This window comes from Chryseobacterium sp. FR048 (assembly GCF_056844665.1).
Window position 1 is genome coordinate 861700 of the sequence record NZ_JBXDSE010000002.1, and the last position, 14957, is coordinate 876656.

A 14957-nucleotide genomic window follows, 5' to 3' on the forward strand; every position below is an offset into this window, starting at 1 on the left:
ATGAAATTTTCAGATGTTAAATTAGTTATGCTCGTTGGAGGAATTTCACTCTTCTTTATGCAGCATACCCTTCAAAAACATAATGTAGACTACGGAGAAGTCGCGGTTCACTACAAAAAACCTTTACAATACTGGCCCAAACCGTCTGTAGATGCTGAAGTCAGCTGGAAGGAGTTTGAGGCTATCGAATGGGATTCCAACTATTATGAAACTCAAGAGCTCCCAGAGGTTATGCTGGGGAAAAAGCTGTTTTTTGACCCCAAACTTTCTTCATCCAGCCAGATTTCTTGCAGCAGTTGTCATAATCCTGAATTAGGATGGGCAGATGGACAGGAAGTCGCCTTAGGTAATGATCATTTACAGGGAAAAAGGAATACCCAGTCTCTATTCAATATTGCAGAAAGAACCTCCTATTTTTGGGACGGAAGAGCAACAACATTGGAAAAACAACTTGTAGGTCCTATCTCAGCGCACAATGAAATGAATATGAACCCGGATAAACTTGCCGGGAAACTTTCCAAAATAAAAGAATACAAGCCGCTCTTCAAAGAAGCATATCAGAGCGAAAAGATTACTTTTGATAAAATTGCCAGAGCCCTAGCTGCTTTTCAGAAAACCATCAGAAGCCAGCCCAGCAAACTTGACAAATTCATCAACGGAGATTATAAAGCCATGAACGATAAAGAGATATACGGCATGCATTTATTCCGGACCAAAGCAAGATGTATGAACTGTCATTATGGAAAATACCTGACCGATGAATCTTTCCACAATATAGGACTTACCTACTATAAAAGAGAATATGAAGATCTTGGTCTGTACCATATTACAGGAAAGCCGGATGATGTTGGAAAGTTCAAGACCCCTTCTCTGAGAGATCTGGATTATACTGCTCCATGGATGCATAATGGTTTAATGGATGATATGCACGGTATTGTAAGTCTATACAACAGCGGAATGCAAATGATCAACCCTACTCCTGAGGAAAAGAAAGCCGATCCTAACTTTCCTGTAACAGATCGCCTGGTAAAGCCATTAAAGCTGAATGAACAGGAAATAGATGCCATTGTCGCCTTTTTAAAAGCCATGTCAGGGAGCTATTACAAAATGCCCCGTCCGGACATCCCGAGGAAATAAAGAACTTATTGAGCTGGAGGCTGGAAGAAGTACTATTAAATAAATAATACATGAATGTTACCGTAACCCATTAAATCATAAAGTTACAATCATTCCCTTAAATTCAAGCTCTTGTATCTTCCATCCTCCATCTTCCTTCCTAAAACTTAAAGCCGATAGTAAAATATATTCTTGAAAAATCAAGCTGGTCATTTCTGGAAATATTCAGGCTGATAGGCCCTATAAGAGATTCATATCCCAGATTCACCCCATAGCCGAACATATTAAAACTGTCATTAAAGGGAGAATACTCTTCACTTACTTTACCATAGCTGAGTGAAGGAGTAAGATATAATCTTTTCATAATTCTGTACTGTAGCGCCAATCCTAATTTTGCCACAGAGGTCATAGGCAGTTCTTTCTGTCTCAGACCATTGAATTCCGGGCTCAGCAGGTCATAATTATACTCGCTTCCCCCTAAATTGTATTTCTGATTAAGAAAAAGATAAGGCACCTGATCCTCTCTTTTTGATCCGAAACTTGTTCCCAGAAATACATTGACTTTAGCAGCCAGTCTTCTGGTCACCGGATAAGAAAAGTTTTCATTTAAAGTAAAAGAAACCAGATTTTTAGGCTGATAATAATAAGGTTCTTTAGGATTTAATATAGGATACAGCAGAGGCTGTACGGTTTCCAGATCATAAAGCTGGTATCGGTCTCCGTAATAGAATCTTGTGCTTATCTGAAGATGGTTTCCTTTCGTTGAAAAGTATCTTTTGTTGAGATTATTCTGTTCAAACTTCAAGAAAGTATTGAAATTGCTGTGATTATAAAGCTTTTTACTGTAATTATCTATTTTAGCCTGATCTACTTTATCCAGTAAACTGTACATTCTTTCTGTACTGAATTCTGTTCCCAGGGAGATTAAAGCATTAGGACTGATGTTATAATTCAGGGCTATTTTTCCCGTTATATTCCGGTACATATGGTTGGGGAAATTATCGTTGGTGTCTTCACTTCCTACATCATACAATCTGAAGTTCAGGTCATTACTTTTAAGATGGATCATTTTAGCTTCCAGGTCCAGCCATAGACGCTCTCCGCTGTCTAAGAACTGCTGATAAGCCAATCTGGCTTTAAAACGCTCAGAAATATCCACTGTTACCAGGAATCTCGATCGATTCAGAAGAATATTTCTGTAGGTATAGTTTACAATAATTCCTACAGACTGCTCCGTATCATAATGCAGGGCAAGCTTAAAGGCCCCTTTTTTGGCTCTTTTTACAAAAACATTCATGGTAAGACTTTCTCCGGTATTGGTGTAAGTATAGTACACCTTTAGGTATTGCCGCATACCGAATACTCTGTCTATGGCTTCATTCACCGTTTTTACATCATAGTATTTTCCTTCCGTAAGCCCCATCTGTTTCTTGATCACCTCAATTTCCGCAGCATCAGTCATAGGAGTTCCATCCTCTTCATTGAATGTAAATTTCGTTGTCGGAAGTTTCACCTCCTCTATCATTTCATGCTCATATCTGATCCCGGCTTTACGCTGCGCTTCTGCCAATGCTACAAATTCAGGAAGGTGCTTTCTGGCCTCAATTTCTCCGATTTTAATGATCTTTCTGTATCTGGCGAAATCTTTAGTGGTAATATCACCCAAAGGATCTACAAAATCTACCAGGATATTAGACAGCTCTTTCTGATGTTTGAAATCTTCTACAGAACGGATGGCATGAGTCTGGTAAATCATTTTCATCGGGTTCTCAATTTCCTTTTTGGTAAAGAGCCTGAAACCGGTATAGCCTCCAACCACAAAATCGGCTCCCATTTCCCGAACCTCATTGGCAGGATAATTACGGTCTAATCCACCGTCTACAAGAAGCTTTCCATCGATATAAACAGGAGCAAACGCAGCCGGAATGGCCAGTGTAGAACGGATCGCTAATGGTAAAGATCCTTTTTTCTGCATTATCAGCCCTCCATTTTCAATATCTGAAGACGTAAGCTCCACTGGAATTCTCAGCTTGCTGAAGTCATTGATGTGTTTGGCATTGAAGGTAAGTGTATTCAGTACTTCTCCCATATACTGTCCTTCAATATAAGAACTGGGAAGCGTAGGAATTCCTTTCACTACGGGAAATTCAAGAATATATTTGTCATATTCGTCCTTCTCACTGATATTCACCTTGCTGTAAGGAATTTTATTGCTCAGAATCCTGTTCCAGTCTACTTTATAGATGGTAGACTTCAGCTGATTGGCATTATATCCCATTGCATACAGACCGCCCAAAATCCCTCCCATACTGGTTCCGGTAATATAATCGACCTTAATTCCCAATGAATCGATCATCTTCAGAATACCGATATGAGCAAATCCTTTTGCCCCGCCACCACTCAGTGCCAGACCAAATTTGGTATCTTTGGTTACATTTTGAAGTGCAAGATTCAGAGAATCATTTTTTTGCTGGGATTTGATGATAAGAGAGACAATGATCGCTAAAAAAATCAGGCTTTTTTTCATGAGTTCACCTTAGTTTATTCCTGTCAACTTTAAAAAACGTTACGAAGGAGTAAAGATACATAAAAAACGTACTGATCTATTTACCGTTTTGTTAAATAGGAAGATGTATTTTAATGAAAAGCCATAGCAATACAAAATATTGATTATCAAATAAAAAAAATGATAAATATTTTTAATAAGCCTTTATTGTCTCCACAAAATTAATATCCGGATTCAGAATTTCAAGAATAAGACTCTTGACCGATTTCATGGCGTCATCTATATTTCCTTTGTCAAACTGCAGGGATACCATCCCTTTTTTAGCATCGGCAAAGCTCCAAATACCAGTTTCTATCGGGAAACCCCAGAATTCAGGAAGATGCTGCACCACGTAATGATAGATACAAAGCTGCAGGGCCTGCTTTCTGTCGCTGTTATGAAAATATTTCTCTACATTCTCTTCATCGATCTTCACACTAAGGTTCTTGATTTTTGCGGTTTTATAATCAATAATTCTTAACGTTCCGTTCAGTTTATCAATCCTGTCAATAAATCCGAAAAAGGAAATTTTATCGTTCCCATCAAGGTAGAATTCTACATTTTCAAACCTTCTTTCAATGTCAACAATCTCCAGTTTATTCCCTTGTTTTATCAGCTCGAGATCGTGGTTGAGAACATTTTCGATAACCTTTTTAGCAATCGCTTTATGGATGTAGTTCATTCCTTTTTCATAGAATTCAGGTTGATGTTTAAGCTTTTCAATAGCTACATTTATGTATTGATCTATCGCTTTAACTGAATTCTTTAAATCACTTTCTTTTAAAACCTTACCCTTTAACACCTCATACACTTCTTGAAGTGAATAATGAACCAAATTTCCATAATTCTTCACTGACAGCTCTTCTTCAATCTCATCCGTTTCCGAAGTATTTAAAATCTTAGACAGGTAGAAATCTATAGGATTGTAGAGATAACTTGTAAGGTGGGATGCTGATACTTTTTCTTTCCATTTCTGAAGACGTTCCTGTACAATAGGGGTCTTTGAAATTTCTACAGGTTTTGTCTTAATCGGTTCAGAAGAATTCTCAATGATCAGGTGCTCGATCTGATGGGAACTTTCCATTTCGATCTGAGTAATGAAGCGGCTCTTCTCTCCGGTATTTACACCGGAACTTAAAGCGTTATACAGCAAATGTACATTTTTCGCATCCTGGATCAGTCTGTAAAAGTGATAGGCATAGATGCTGTCATTTTCGAGAAAGGTATGAAGATCAAAGAATCTGCGAATATCGAAGGGAATATAGGTATTCTGTGAGTTTCCGAGCGGTAATTTACCTTCATTCACAGAAAGCATAATCACGTTTTCAAAATTCAGGAGACGGGTTTCCAGCAATCCCATGATCTGTAGCCCTCTCAGAGGTTCTCCCTGAAAGTCGATACTCTCGGAATTAATATGCTGGTTGATCAGAATTTCAAGGGTCTCCATTTTGATCTCGATATTGTATGGAGTCAGCTGATTTTTGATGATCCTGAAAGCATTCTCAAAGTGGGAGACATTTTCATACTGAATATCGTCTATATCCAGCCATTTTACCTGCTGACAGAATGAAATCAGCATATCGAGGTAGACATTCGTACTGACTGCCTTTTGAAGAAGTCCCGCATAGGAAAGTCCGCCCAAAAGCTCCTGTAAAAGATTTCTGGAGATATACACAATATTCCTCTCTTCCACTTTCGCTTTGAAATCATTGATGATCTGCTCGTCTTCCAACGACTTCGGAAGTTCTTCCAGAATAGGAAAAATATCCCGGTAATAGTAAGAGGATTTATTTTTTTCCAGTTGTTTCTGTAAATAGAAAAGTCTTTTTACAGCATTGGAAAAAGATAAGTTCTTCAACGGGAATCCCATGGTAATGTTCAGGTTTTCCACACCATGCATTACATCAAGGCTCGCAGGAAGAAGATTTTCATCCAAAAGAACAACTGCCGTATTGGAATAGGTTTTATTACTAATTTCTTTAAAGATCTCCGGCAACACCTTCGTTTGGGTTACATTTCCGGATACTTCATATACTTTGATATTTTTAGGCTGGCTAAAGTCATCCTCTATCCACTGAAAAGCTCTGTTATCATCAAATTCTTTCCATGTTTTATGATTTCGGAGGAATTTTCCAGCTTCCTGCTTTTCATCGTAAAAATAATACCGGTCTGCCTGAAAGAAACATTGAGCCTTATTCCACTGCAAAAGACTTCTCACAAGCTTCTCTTCCACCGGTGTAAAGGCATTAAAGCCGCAGAATACGAATTGCTCTGAAGTATCTTTTGCAAAATCGGTGATCCGAGCCTTAGCCGTTTCATGGATCATTCCGGATGTTGCCCAGTTTTTTTCCTGCAGCCTGCTTTTCAGCTCCGGAAGGAAAACGTTCATATTCTGCCAGAAGTTCAGGAATTTCTTTCTCGGGACATCATCATCCTCTCCAAGGTTTTGGGCCCATTCTTTGATCCTTTCCTCGTCAAACATATACTGAAGCACCGCCTGGTCACTGTCTGAGAATTTCAAAATATCATCCCAATCTTTCTGCAGGGTTGGAAACCACTTCAAAAAGTCAGAAAAATCATCTCTCGGGATAAGATTCAGGCTTCTGTAGACATCAAATGAAAAGAGCCAGAGCGGAATTCCCTGTATAACCTGTTTATCTGCAATTGTATTGATAAGATCCTCTACGGTAAAAAAATTGGGGAGAAATCCCGAATAATTGTTTTCTTCCAGAATCTGTCTGATAAAAACGATAGGACGCTTCCCCGGCAGAACAATATTAAACGCAGAAAGATCCGTGTTTTGCGCTAAAAGTTCGTGGATAATCTTATTGAGGAATTTCAAAGGGATCGATAGCTTTTTAAGTTGTCTAATTCTTCGGAAATAGTAGCATTATATTCTGCCTGTTTTTCCTTATTCATCCCATGACGGGTATCTTTGTCATAGGCGGTCTGGAAGTTTTTATATTCGATGGAGACTCCGTTATAAATCGTTTTAAAATATTTATTATAATCCCCTGAAGTTCTGATATTTTCAGCAACCGCTTTTCTGAATTTTCTTACAAACAGCTCTGCAATATCAAAATGTTTCTGCTCATGCAAAAGGATATAATCATTGATCTTTTTTACATCTTTCCAGGATTTTTCTTCATTGAATATCGTGCTGATATGAATGGTAACAGGAGATTTCGGATTACTGGATTTCACTACAGAAAATTCCCAGCCACAGTTTGTATAGGCTGCAACATCCGGATTGTTTTTCCTGTTGACAGGGCTTTTAAAATTATCCCACACAAGCTTTTGCCCTTCCTGCCAAGTAATCTTTTGCCCGAATACTATTGAAGCCGTAAACAGACAAAATACAGAAATCAGTTTCATTATTCCACTACAATTGTTTTGCTAATCCAGTTATTCCCACCGTTCCAGAATTTAAAAGTATAAGTTCCTTTCTTCTGCGGATTGAAGTTGATCTTGCTGCCCGCTACATAGCTCCCTTGAGCACAAGGCCCACTGGTTCTGTATTTATAAGCAATTACTGTTCTTTCAAGATTATTGTTGTAGATATAATCATACCCATAAAAGCCCTCACATTGAGACGGATAGGTGGAATAAGTCTTTATACTTTGTATCGCAAAAACATTCATGGTGTCTTTTGCAATCTTTACACTGTCTATTTTGATTTTATCAACCGATTCTACCGTATCATAATCATCATCATTACACGAGACCAGAAAAAGGCCCAGCAGCAATGCGGAAAATCCAAGAGTTAAAAAATTTTTCATAACCTTCAATTTTGTGATTATTAACAAATATTCAGCAAAAATTATTCCCTAATCATAACAAATCAGGAGTTAAAATTACCTTTTGATACATAAACTACTTTTTTAGTATCAAAAAACTCTTCATCAAAATAGTGTTTAAGGTTGAAAATCTCGCATTTAAGTCCGGCAAGTTCTTCTGCAAGATCACCGCCTTTTAAATATAAGATTCCGTTGTGCTTGGAATTAAACTGTTCTTTTTCAAACTTTCCTTTCAGCCATCTTAAAAATTCCGGCATCTGGGTCACCGCTCTGCTGACTACAAAGTGGAATTTATCTTTTAATTTTTCAGCTCTTCCGTGGATGGCCGTTACATTGGTAAGCCCCACTCCTTCTGCCACAGCATTTACCACGCTGATCTTCTTACCGATAGAATCAATAAGGGTAAACTGTGTTTCAGGGAATAAAATAGCTAAAGGAATCCCAGGAAATCCTCCTCCGGTTCCAATATCCAGTACTTTAGTTCCCGGAGCAAATTCCATCACTTTGGCAATTCCCAGAGAGTGCAGAATATGCTTTTCATACAGCGATTCCATATCTTTTCTGGAAATTACATTGATCTTTTCATTCCATTCGTTGTACAGAGTTTCCAGTTTGGCAAACTGTTCCAATTGTGTTTCTGTAAGATCCGGAAAGTATTTTAATAGTAACGATGTAGACATGTGAATTATTATAGTCTGCAAAAATAAGTTTTTATTGGCTTTATTCAAACTTTAAAGACCATATATAAAAAAACACTGCTCATTTTGCAGTCTTTTTGCTGTTTTTCAATCTCTTTCGATGGGGTTATCTGTTCTTTTGAGCCTTCTGATGATTTCATCATCAATAATTTCACCATCCCTTTTACTCATTTCCAGCTCTTTGATATTGTACTGTACAGCATATCCATCCTTTAGCTGCACTCCTATTGTACCTGTTTTTTTATCTACATTGAATGCTTCAAAGTCTTCTGCAGGGATGAAAGTATAGTTTTTCATAAGCTTTTTATATTCTGCATCAGTCATTGTTTTGCCTTTTTTCGGTACAAGACCAAACATCGTTTTCATTTTTTTGATTTGAATGAGATTAAACTGGTGCTGATTTTCTTTATCTCTTACCTTCACAACAAGTCCCGGAAGACCACTGAATTTATAGGGTCCGTCACTGATCGGGTAATCTTTAGAAAACCATGCTTCCCAGATTCGGCCTTTATAATCCGCCACAGCTTTTTGACAATTCATATTATTGATCTTTGCAAATTCTTTTTCAATCTTCCATACAGGCACTTCATTATCCGTGGTTACTAGATCTACACTTTTAAATTTATCATAAAAGCTGATCGTTTTTTTAGAAAAATCTTTCTCAATAAGATAACTGAGGTTTCTGTCATAGCCTTTTTTAAATAACGTTCCGAAATTTTTATTGACGGCGTAAGCGGAATCCCGTTCATATTTAGCCAAATTATAAAAATAAGACTTCTTTCCGTCTGTATCGAGGGCCATATAATCTGTAACCAATGAGTCGCTATAGATCTCATTTTTCATTTTATATTCATACACAAAGCGATAATTCTGGGCAGAAAAAAATGATAAAGACAGTAAAAAAAGAACATTCAGTATTTTCTTCATGGAATAAGTTTTTGCTAAAATAGAATTAAAATCAAACAAAACCAGCCAAGAGAAGTATTATTATTTCTAAAAATGGTGATTTGATCAAAACCTGACAAAAATCTTTAAACTGAACCCGTTTTTATACTTCTCACGCCACGTTTTTATTATATATTTGTTAAAATTCAAAAAAAAATACATGGATAAACTTTCAGATAGAGTAAAAAGATTAGGATACTCACAGACTTTTGTAATGTCAAATAAAGCCAGAGAAATGAAAGCCAGCGGAATAGACGTGATCAGCTTAACTCTTGGTGAACCGGATTTTGATGTTCCGGACAATATCAAACAGGCTGCTTTCGACGCCATCAACCAAAATTACAGCCACTACTCTCCTGTTCCGGGATTCCTTGAACTTCGTGAGGCCATTGCATATAAACTAAAGAGAGATAACAATCTGGAATACAAACCAACTCAAATCTGTGTTTCCAATGGTGCCAAACAAGCTATTTTAAATGTATTGGCAGCCATCATCAATGATGGAGATGAAGTTCTGCTTCCTGCTCCATACTGGGTAAGCTATGATGAAATGGTAAAAATGATGGGCGGACATTCTGTAATGCTTCCTACCTCTTACGTAACAGATTTTAAAGTAACTGCTGAACAGCTTGAAGAAGCCATCACCGATAAAACAAAAGCGATCCTTTTCAGTTCTCCATGTAACCCGTCAGGAGGATATTATACTTATGATGAATTGAAATCCATCGCGAAAGTAGTTGCAAAATACCCTCATGTGACCATCATCTCTGATGAGATCTATGAATTCATCAATTATGAAACAAAAACAACTTCCATCGCTCAGTTTCCGGAAGTATATGAACAGACTGCCGTAATCAACGGAATGTCTAAGGCTTTTGCAATGACCGGATGGAGAATTGGGTATTCTGCATGCCCGGAATGGCTGGCAAAGGCTTGTGAAAAGGTTCAGGGCCAGATGACCAGTGGTGCCAATACGGTAGCTCAGAGAGCATCTATTACCGCTTTAAAAACAGATCCGTCTGAATACAGATATATGATCGATGCTTTCAAAAAGAGAAGAGACCTTGTATACGAACTGATCAAAGAGATCCCAGGATTCAAAGTATTGCTTCCAAAAGCTGCATTCTATTTCTTCCCGGACATTTCCCATTATATCGGAAAAACACTGAATGGAACTGAAATCAACAATTCAGACGATTTCGCCATGTTCCTTCTTGAAAACGCTCATGTAGGATGTGTAGGCGGTTATTCTTTCGGAAGCCCGGAATGCATCAGATTCTCTTACGCTGCTTCTGAGGAAGACCTGAGAGAAGCGATGAAGCGTATAAAAGATTTATTAGTACAATTCAACTAAGAATTGAAAAACATAAAACACATTATACAGCAATGAATCTTTTTAAAAAACTAACGATCGCTACCAGTATTGCAGCAGCAAGTTTTATGGGCTATGCATACGGGCAGGATTTCCAATGGAAAGAAGCTACTTCTAATGGTTATCAATACAAATACGTCACCAACGACCCTACTTCGGCAAGGTATTATACTTTAAAGAACGGTTTGACTGTTATTCTGAGCCCCACCAATAAGGAACCAAGAATTCAGACTTATATTGCTACAAAAGCAGGAAGTAAAACCGATCCGGCAGATCACACAGGTCTGGCCCATTATCTGGAACACATGCTTTTCAAAGGAACCAATCAGTTTGGTTCTAAAGATTGGGCGAAAGAGAAACCTCTTTTAGACCAGATTGATGCTCTTTATGAGAAGTACAATCAAACCAAAGACGAAGCAAAAAGAAAAGAGATTTATAAAGAAATCGATAAAGTTTCGGGAGAAGCAGCCAAATACGCCATCGCCAATGAATATGATAAAATGATGGCCGGGATGGGAGCTGATGGAAGTAATGCTTTCACTTCTTTTGAGCAAACGGTATATACGGAAGATGTTCCTGCCAATGTGATCGATAAGTTTCTTGCTGTACAGTCAGAAAGATTCAGAGAACCTGTTCTAAGACTTTTCCATACAGAGCTTGAAGCGGTGTATGAAGAGAAGAACAGATCCCTTGATGATGACGGAGATAAGGTTTTTGATACCATGTTTGCCAGTCTTTTCCCTAATAACAATTACGGGAAGCAAACCACCATCGGAACCATTGAGCACCTGAAAAACCCTTCTCTGCATGCGATCAGAGATTATTATAACAATTATTATGTTCCCAACAATATGGGAATCATCATGTCCGGAGACTTCAACCCGGATGAAGTAATTGCCAAGATAGACAAAGCTTTCTCTTATATGAAGTCGAAACCTGTTCCGGAATATAAAGTAGGACAGGAAAAAGCCATCACCTCCCCTGTGACTAAAGAAGTTGTAGGGCCTAATCCCGAGAGTGTAATGCTTGGTTTCAGATTTCCAGGAGCCTCCACAAAAGACGCCAGATTATTGAATCTTGTGGGAAGTATGCTGACCAACGGGCAAGCCGGTCTGATTGATCTTGATCTGGTAAAAAAACAGAAACTACTTGGAGCCGCTGCATTCCCTTATGCTTTAAAAGATTATTCCGTTTTACTTTTACAGGGAAAGCCAACGGAAGGCCAGTCTTTGGATGAAGTAAAAAACCTTCTTCTTCAGGAAATAGAAAAGCTCAGAAAAGGAGAATTTTCTGATGATCTGATCCAGTCTATCGTGAATAATGAAAAGAAAAACATCATTCAGAAGGATGAAAAATACTCTACGAGAGCCAGTATCCTGATGGACGAATTCACTTCGGACGTTGATCATAAGGTAACCCTGGAATATGTAGATGAAATTTCCAGACTTACGAAAAAAGACATCATGGATTTTGCTGCGAAATATCTTCAGAATAATAATTATGTAGCAGTTTACAAGAAAAAAGGAGAAGATAAGACGATTGTAAAAGTAGACAAACCTACGATCACTCCTGTTTCCGTAAACAGAGAAGACCAGTCTCCTTTCCTTAAAAAGATTGATGAGATGCCGGAAAATGCAATTTCCCCGATCTGGCTAAACTATGATAAAGATATTGCTAAAAATAAACTGGGAGAAGTAGAAGTACTTTCTGTAAAAAATACAGACAACGCTCTGTTCAGAATGTATTATTATTTTGATTCAGGAAAATGGAATAATAAGATGCTTCCATTGGCAGCAGAATACCTTCAGTATCTTGGAACTAAAAACAAATCTTCTGAACTAATCAGTAAGGAGTTTTACAAACTGGCTTCCAGCTTCAATGTAAGTGCAGGTAATGAAGAAACCTATGTATCTCTGGAAGGCCTGAATGAAAACTTCGACAAGACCATTGCTTTATTTGAAGATCTGATCAAAAACTGCCAGGCAGACCAGGCAGCATTAGATGCTTACAAAGCAAGACTGAAAAAAAGCAGAACCAATGCAAAGCAAAACAAGGCAAGCATTATGGCGGGACTTAGAAGCTATGCACAATACGGTGCACAGAATCCTTTCAATAATGTCTTAAGTGATGCTGAACTTGATGCATTAAAGGCAGAAGACCTCATTAATGTTCTTCATGATCTGTTTAACTTCAAGCATAAGGTTCTTTATTATGGTCCAAAATCCGGAAATGAAACGGTAGCTTCTCTGAAAGAGATTCACAAGCTTCCGGCAAGTTTGAAAGAGCTTCCGAAAACGAAGACTTTTACTCAGGTTTCTACGGATAAGAATAAGGTATTATTTGCTCATTATGATATGGTGCAGGCTGAAATTTTCTGGGTAAGAAATTCTGACCAGTACAATCCTTCCATCACTCCTACCGTAAGTTTATTCAATAATTACTTCGGAGGCGGAATGGGGTCTATTGTATTTCAGACCATCAGAGAATCCAAAGCATTAGCCTATTCTACCTATTCTTATTTTTCACTTCCGTCCAAAAAAACAGATAAGGATATGATCATGGCTTACGTAGGTACTCAGGCAGACAAATTCAATGAATCCACTACAGCGATGAATGAACTTCTGACCACTTTACCAAAGTCTGAACAATTGTTTGAAACAGCAAAAAGCGGATTGAAAAAATCAATTGCATCTGAAAGAATCACGCAGGATGGTATTATCTTCTCTTATTTAAAATCCCAAAAACTTGGAAACAGCTTTGATATGAGAAAGAACGTCTATGACCAGGCTCCCAAACTCTCTTTCGCAGACATCAACACCTTCCATGATAAGGAAATGAAAAACAAAAACTACACGTATTGTGTGGTAGCAGCGCAAGACAAAGTAAATGAGACCGATATGAAAAAATTGGGCGAAATCAAAAAACTCAATTTAAATGAAATTTTCGGATATTAAATAAGCAAAAGCCCTGGTTTCAGGGCTTTTTTTCAACACAATATCAAAAACAATTATAGATTTTATTTATCGAAAATCATTTGTTCGATAGACAAATCTTTTCTATATTTGCATAAGAAATTTAAATATAAAAACAGAAAATTATGTCTTTAGTAGGAAAAAAATTCCCGAATTTAACAATCGATGCAATGTCTGAAATGGGTGACGATCTTAGAATCAACATCCTTGATGAAGCAGTAAACAACCAACAAAAAGTTCTTTTGTTCTGGTACCCTAAAGATTTCACTTTCGTATGTCCTACTGAGCTTCACGCTTTCCAGGAGGCTTTAGGTGAATTCGAAAAAAGAAACACTAAAGTAATCGGTGCATCTTGTGATACTAACGAAGTACACTTCGCATGGTTGAACACACCAAAAGATAACGGAGGTATCGAAGGAGTTACTTATCCACTTTTAGCTGATACGCACAGACAATTGGCTAATACACTAGGAATCGTAGATCAGGATTTCGAATACAACGAAGAAGGAGAAGAAGTTTTCACAGGTTCTAACGTAACTTACAGAGCAACTTACCTTATCGACGAAACTGGAAAAATCTTCCACGAAGCGGTAAACGATATGCCTCTAGGTAGAAACGTAAAAGAATTCTTAAGATTAATTGACGCTTACACTCACGTTCAAAAACACGGTGAAGTATGTCCTGCAAACTGGGAAGAAGGAAAAGACGCTATGAAAGCTGACAGAACTTCTACTGCAGAATACTTAGCGAAGAACTAATTCAATTTAACAATCAAGTAATTTAACAATGTAACAATGCATCTTTGTAGCAATAGCTATTCTTTATTGGTACACTGATACACTATTAAATTGTTACATTGTTAAATTTTAATTCTTAAAATTTAACCTATGTACACAGAATTAACCGAAGATACATTACAAAATATAGTAAACGACAACGAAAAAGTAGTTGTACAATATGGAGCAACATGGTGTGGAAACTGCAGAATCATGAAGCCTAAATTCAAAAAATTAGCTTCTGAAAACGAAAGCATTCCATTCTTATATGTTGACGCTGAGAAACTTCCTGAAAGTAGAAAATTAGCAAAAGTAGACAACTTACCTACTTTCGCGATCTTCAAAAACGGCGAATTGGTAAACCAGGTTCAATCTAACCAGGCAGAAAGTTTAATTAACCTTTTTAACGAATTAGCATAATGAAATTACCCGTAATCAGACAATTTTATCAGACTCAGACTCCTGAAAATCTTGAAAAAACATTAGAAGTTCTGGAAAGTTTCAGCGAATTCAGAGGAACAACTGAAGAAGATCTAAATGTAGCAGGAGAGCTTATTACCAACATTTGCGGAGCTTTAGAGGTTCATGCCAACGTACAGAACGGAATGAGCGAAAAAGATGCTTTAAACTCTTTCGCACAAAAGGTTCTAGGATCTATTGACAAGTAATTTTTTAATGATTGAATGATTTAAAAACTAAATCATTGAAAGATTGCAAAAACACAAAATTACTGAAG

General features: G+C 37.5%; 12 protein-coding genes. 6 read left to right on the forward strand and 6 right to left on the reverse strand.

The genetic code is table 11. The features are described from left to right. Positions 1–1137 carry a cytochrome-c peroxidase gene (locus AC106K_RS08825; protein WP_482444604.1) on the forward strand — a complete coding sequence of 379 codons (1137 nt, stop codon included), beginning with the start codon at positions 1–3 and terminating at the stop codon, positions 1135–1137. Positions 1138–1276: 139 nt separating this feature from the next. Here the strand turns inward: AC106K_RS08825 and AC106K_RS08830 are convergent, their stop codons facing one another. From AC106K_RS08830 to AC106K_RS08855, 6 genes are all read right to left on the reverse strand, one after another. Continuing rightward, positions 1277–3643, reverse strand: a complete 2367-nt coding sequence (locus AC106K_RS08830; protein WP_482444605.1) for a patatin-like phospholipase family protein — start codon at positions 3641–3643, stop codon at positions 1277–1279. A 172-nt stretch (positions 3644–3815) separates the two neighbouring features. Continuing rightward, positions 3816–6503: a PD-(D/E)XK nuclease family protein gene (locus AC106K_RS08835; RefSeq protein ID WP_482444606.1), complete on the reverse strand. Its 2688-nt coding sequence runs from the start codon at positions 6501–6503 to the stop codon at positions 3816–3818. After that, positions 6500–7036 carry a DUF922 domain-containing protein gene (locus tag AC106K_RS08840; RefSeq protein ID WP_482444608.1) on the reverse strand — a complete coding sequence of 179 codons (537 nt, stop codon included), beginning with the start codon at positions 7034–7036 and terminating at the stop codon, positions 6500–6502. The genes AC106K_RS08835 and AC106K_RS08840 overlap by 4 nt, the downstream gene beginning before the upstream one ends. After that, positions 7036–7440, reverse strand: coding sequence for a hypothetical protein (locus AC106K_RS08845; protein WP_482444610.1), 405 nt, complete (start codon positions 7438–7440; stop codon positions 7036–7038). Before AC106K_RS08845 ends, AC106K_RS08840 begins: the two co-directional genes overlap by 1 nt. 62 nt (positions 7441–7502) lie before the next feature. Beyond that, positions 7503–8138: a 16S rRNA (guanine(527)-N(7))-methyltransferase RsmG gene (gene rsmG, locus AC106K_RS08850; protein WP_185288162.1), complete on the reverse strand. Its 636-nt coding sequence runs from the start codon at positions 8136–8138 to the stop codon at positions 7503–7505. Positions 8139–8243: 105 nt separating this feature from the next. Beyond that, positions 8244–9083: a GLPGLI family protein gene (locus AC106K_RS08855; RefSeq protein ID WP_482444612.1), complete on the reverse strand. Its 840-nt coding sequence runs from the start codon at positions 9081–9083 to the stop codon at positions 8244–8246. Positions 9084–9261: 178 nt separating this feature from the next. Here AC106K_RS08855 and AC106K_RS08860 point away from each other — a divergent pair, with 178 nt between their 5' ends. The 5 genes from AC106K_RS08860 (at position 9262) to AC106K_RS08880 (ending at position 14889) form a co-directional block, all read left to right on the forward strand. Then, positions 9262–10455, forward strand: coding sequence for a pyridoxal phosphate-dependent aminotransferase (locus AC106K_RS08860; RefSeq protein WP_482444614.1), 1194 nt, complete (start codon positions 9262–9264; stop codon positions 10453–10455). An 86-nt stretch (positions 10456–10541) separates the two neighbouring features. Beyond that, a complete protein-coding gene (locus AC106K_RS08865) occupies positions 10542–13427 on the forward strand; it encodes a M16 family metallopeptidase (RefSeq protein ID WP_482444759.1) in 2886 nt (961 codons plus the stop codon). Positions 13428–13570: 143 nt separating this feature from the next. Then, positions 13571–14203, forward strand: a complete 633-nt coding sequence (locus tag AC106K_RS08870) for a peroxiredoxin (protein ID WP_047098363.1) — start codon at positions 13571–13573, stop codon at positions 14201–14203. Positions 14204–14332: 129 nt separating this feature from the next. Continuing rightward, a complete protein-coding gene (locus tag AC106K_RS08875; protein ID WP_123274739.1) occupies positions 14333–14641 on the forward strand; it encodes a thioredoxin family protein in 309 nt (102 codons plus the stop codon). Further along, positions 14641–14889 (forward strand): DUF6952 family protein, encoded by a 249-nt coding sequence (locus AC106K_RS08880; RefSeq protein WP_047098361.1) that lies wholly within the window; start codon positions 14641–14643, stop codon positions 14887–14889. The genes AC106K_RS08875 and AC106K_RS08880 overlap by 1 nt, the downstream gene beginning before the upstream one ends. Positions 14890–14957: the final 68 nt, after the last annotated feature.

Coding starts and splice junctions, on each gene's coding strand:
- AC106K_RS08875 (WP_123274739.1), top strand. CDS start 14,333: ATGTACACAGAATTAACCGAAGATACATTACAAAATATAGTAAACGAC.
- AC106K_RS08880 (WP_047098361.1), top strand. CDS start 14,641: ATGAAATTACCCGTAATCAGACAATTTTATCAGACTCAGACTCCTGAA.
- AC106K_RS08825 (WP_482444604.1), top strand. CDS start 1: ATGAAATTTTCAGATGTTAAATTAGTTATGCTCGTTGGAGGAATTTCA.
- rsmG (WP_185288162.1), bottom strand. CDS start 8,138: ATGTCTACATCGTTACTATTAAAATACTTTCCGGATCTTACAGAAACA.
- AC106K_RS08830 (WP_482444605.1), bottom strand. CDS start 3,643: ATGAAAAAAAGCCTGATTTTTTTAGCGATCATTGTCTCTCTTATCATC.
- AC106K_RS08870 (WP_047098363.1), top strand. CDS start 13,571: ATGTCTTTAGTAGGAAAAAAATTCCCGAATTTAACAATCGATGCAATG.
- AC106K_RS08840 (WP_482444608.1), bottom strand. CDS start 7,036: ATGAAACTGATTTCTGTATTTTGTCTGTTTACGGCTTCAATAGTATTC.
- AC106K_RS08860 (WP_482444614.1), top strand. CDS start 9,262: ATGGATAAACTTTCAGATAGAGTAAAAAGATTAGGATACTCACAGACT.
- AC106K_RS08845 (WP_482444610.1), bottom strand. CDS start 7,440: ATGAAAAATTTTTTAACTCTTGGATTTTCCGCATTGCTGCTGGGCCTT.
- AC106K_RS08855 (WP_482444612.1), bottom strand. CDS start 9,083: ATGAAGAAAATACTGAATGTTCTTTTTTTACTGTCTTTATCATTTTTT.
- AC106K_RS08865 (WP_482444759.1), top strand. CDS start 10,542: ATGGGCTATGCATACGGGCAGGATTTCCAATGGAAAGAAGCTACTTCT.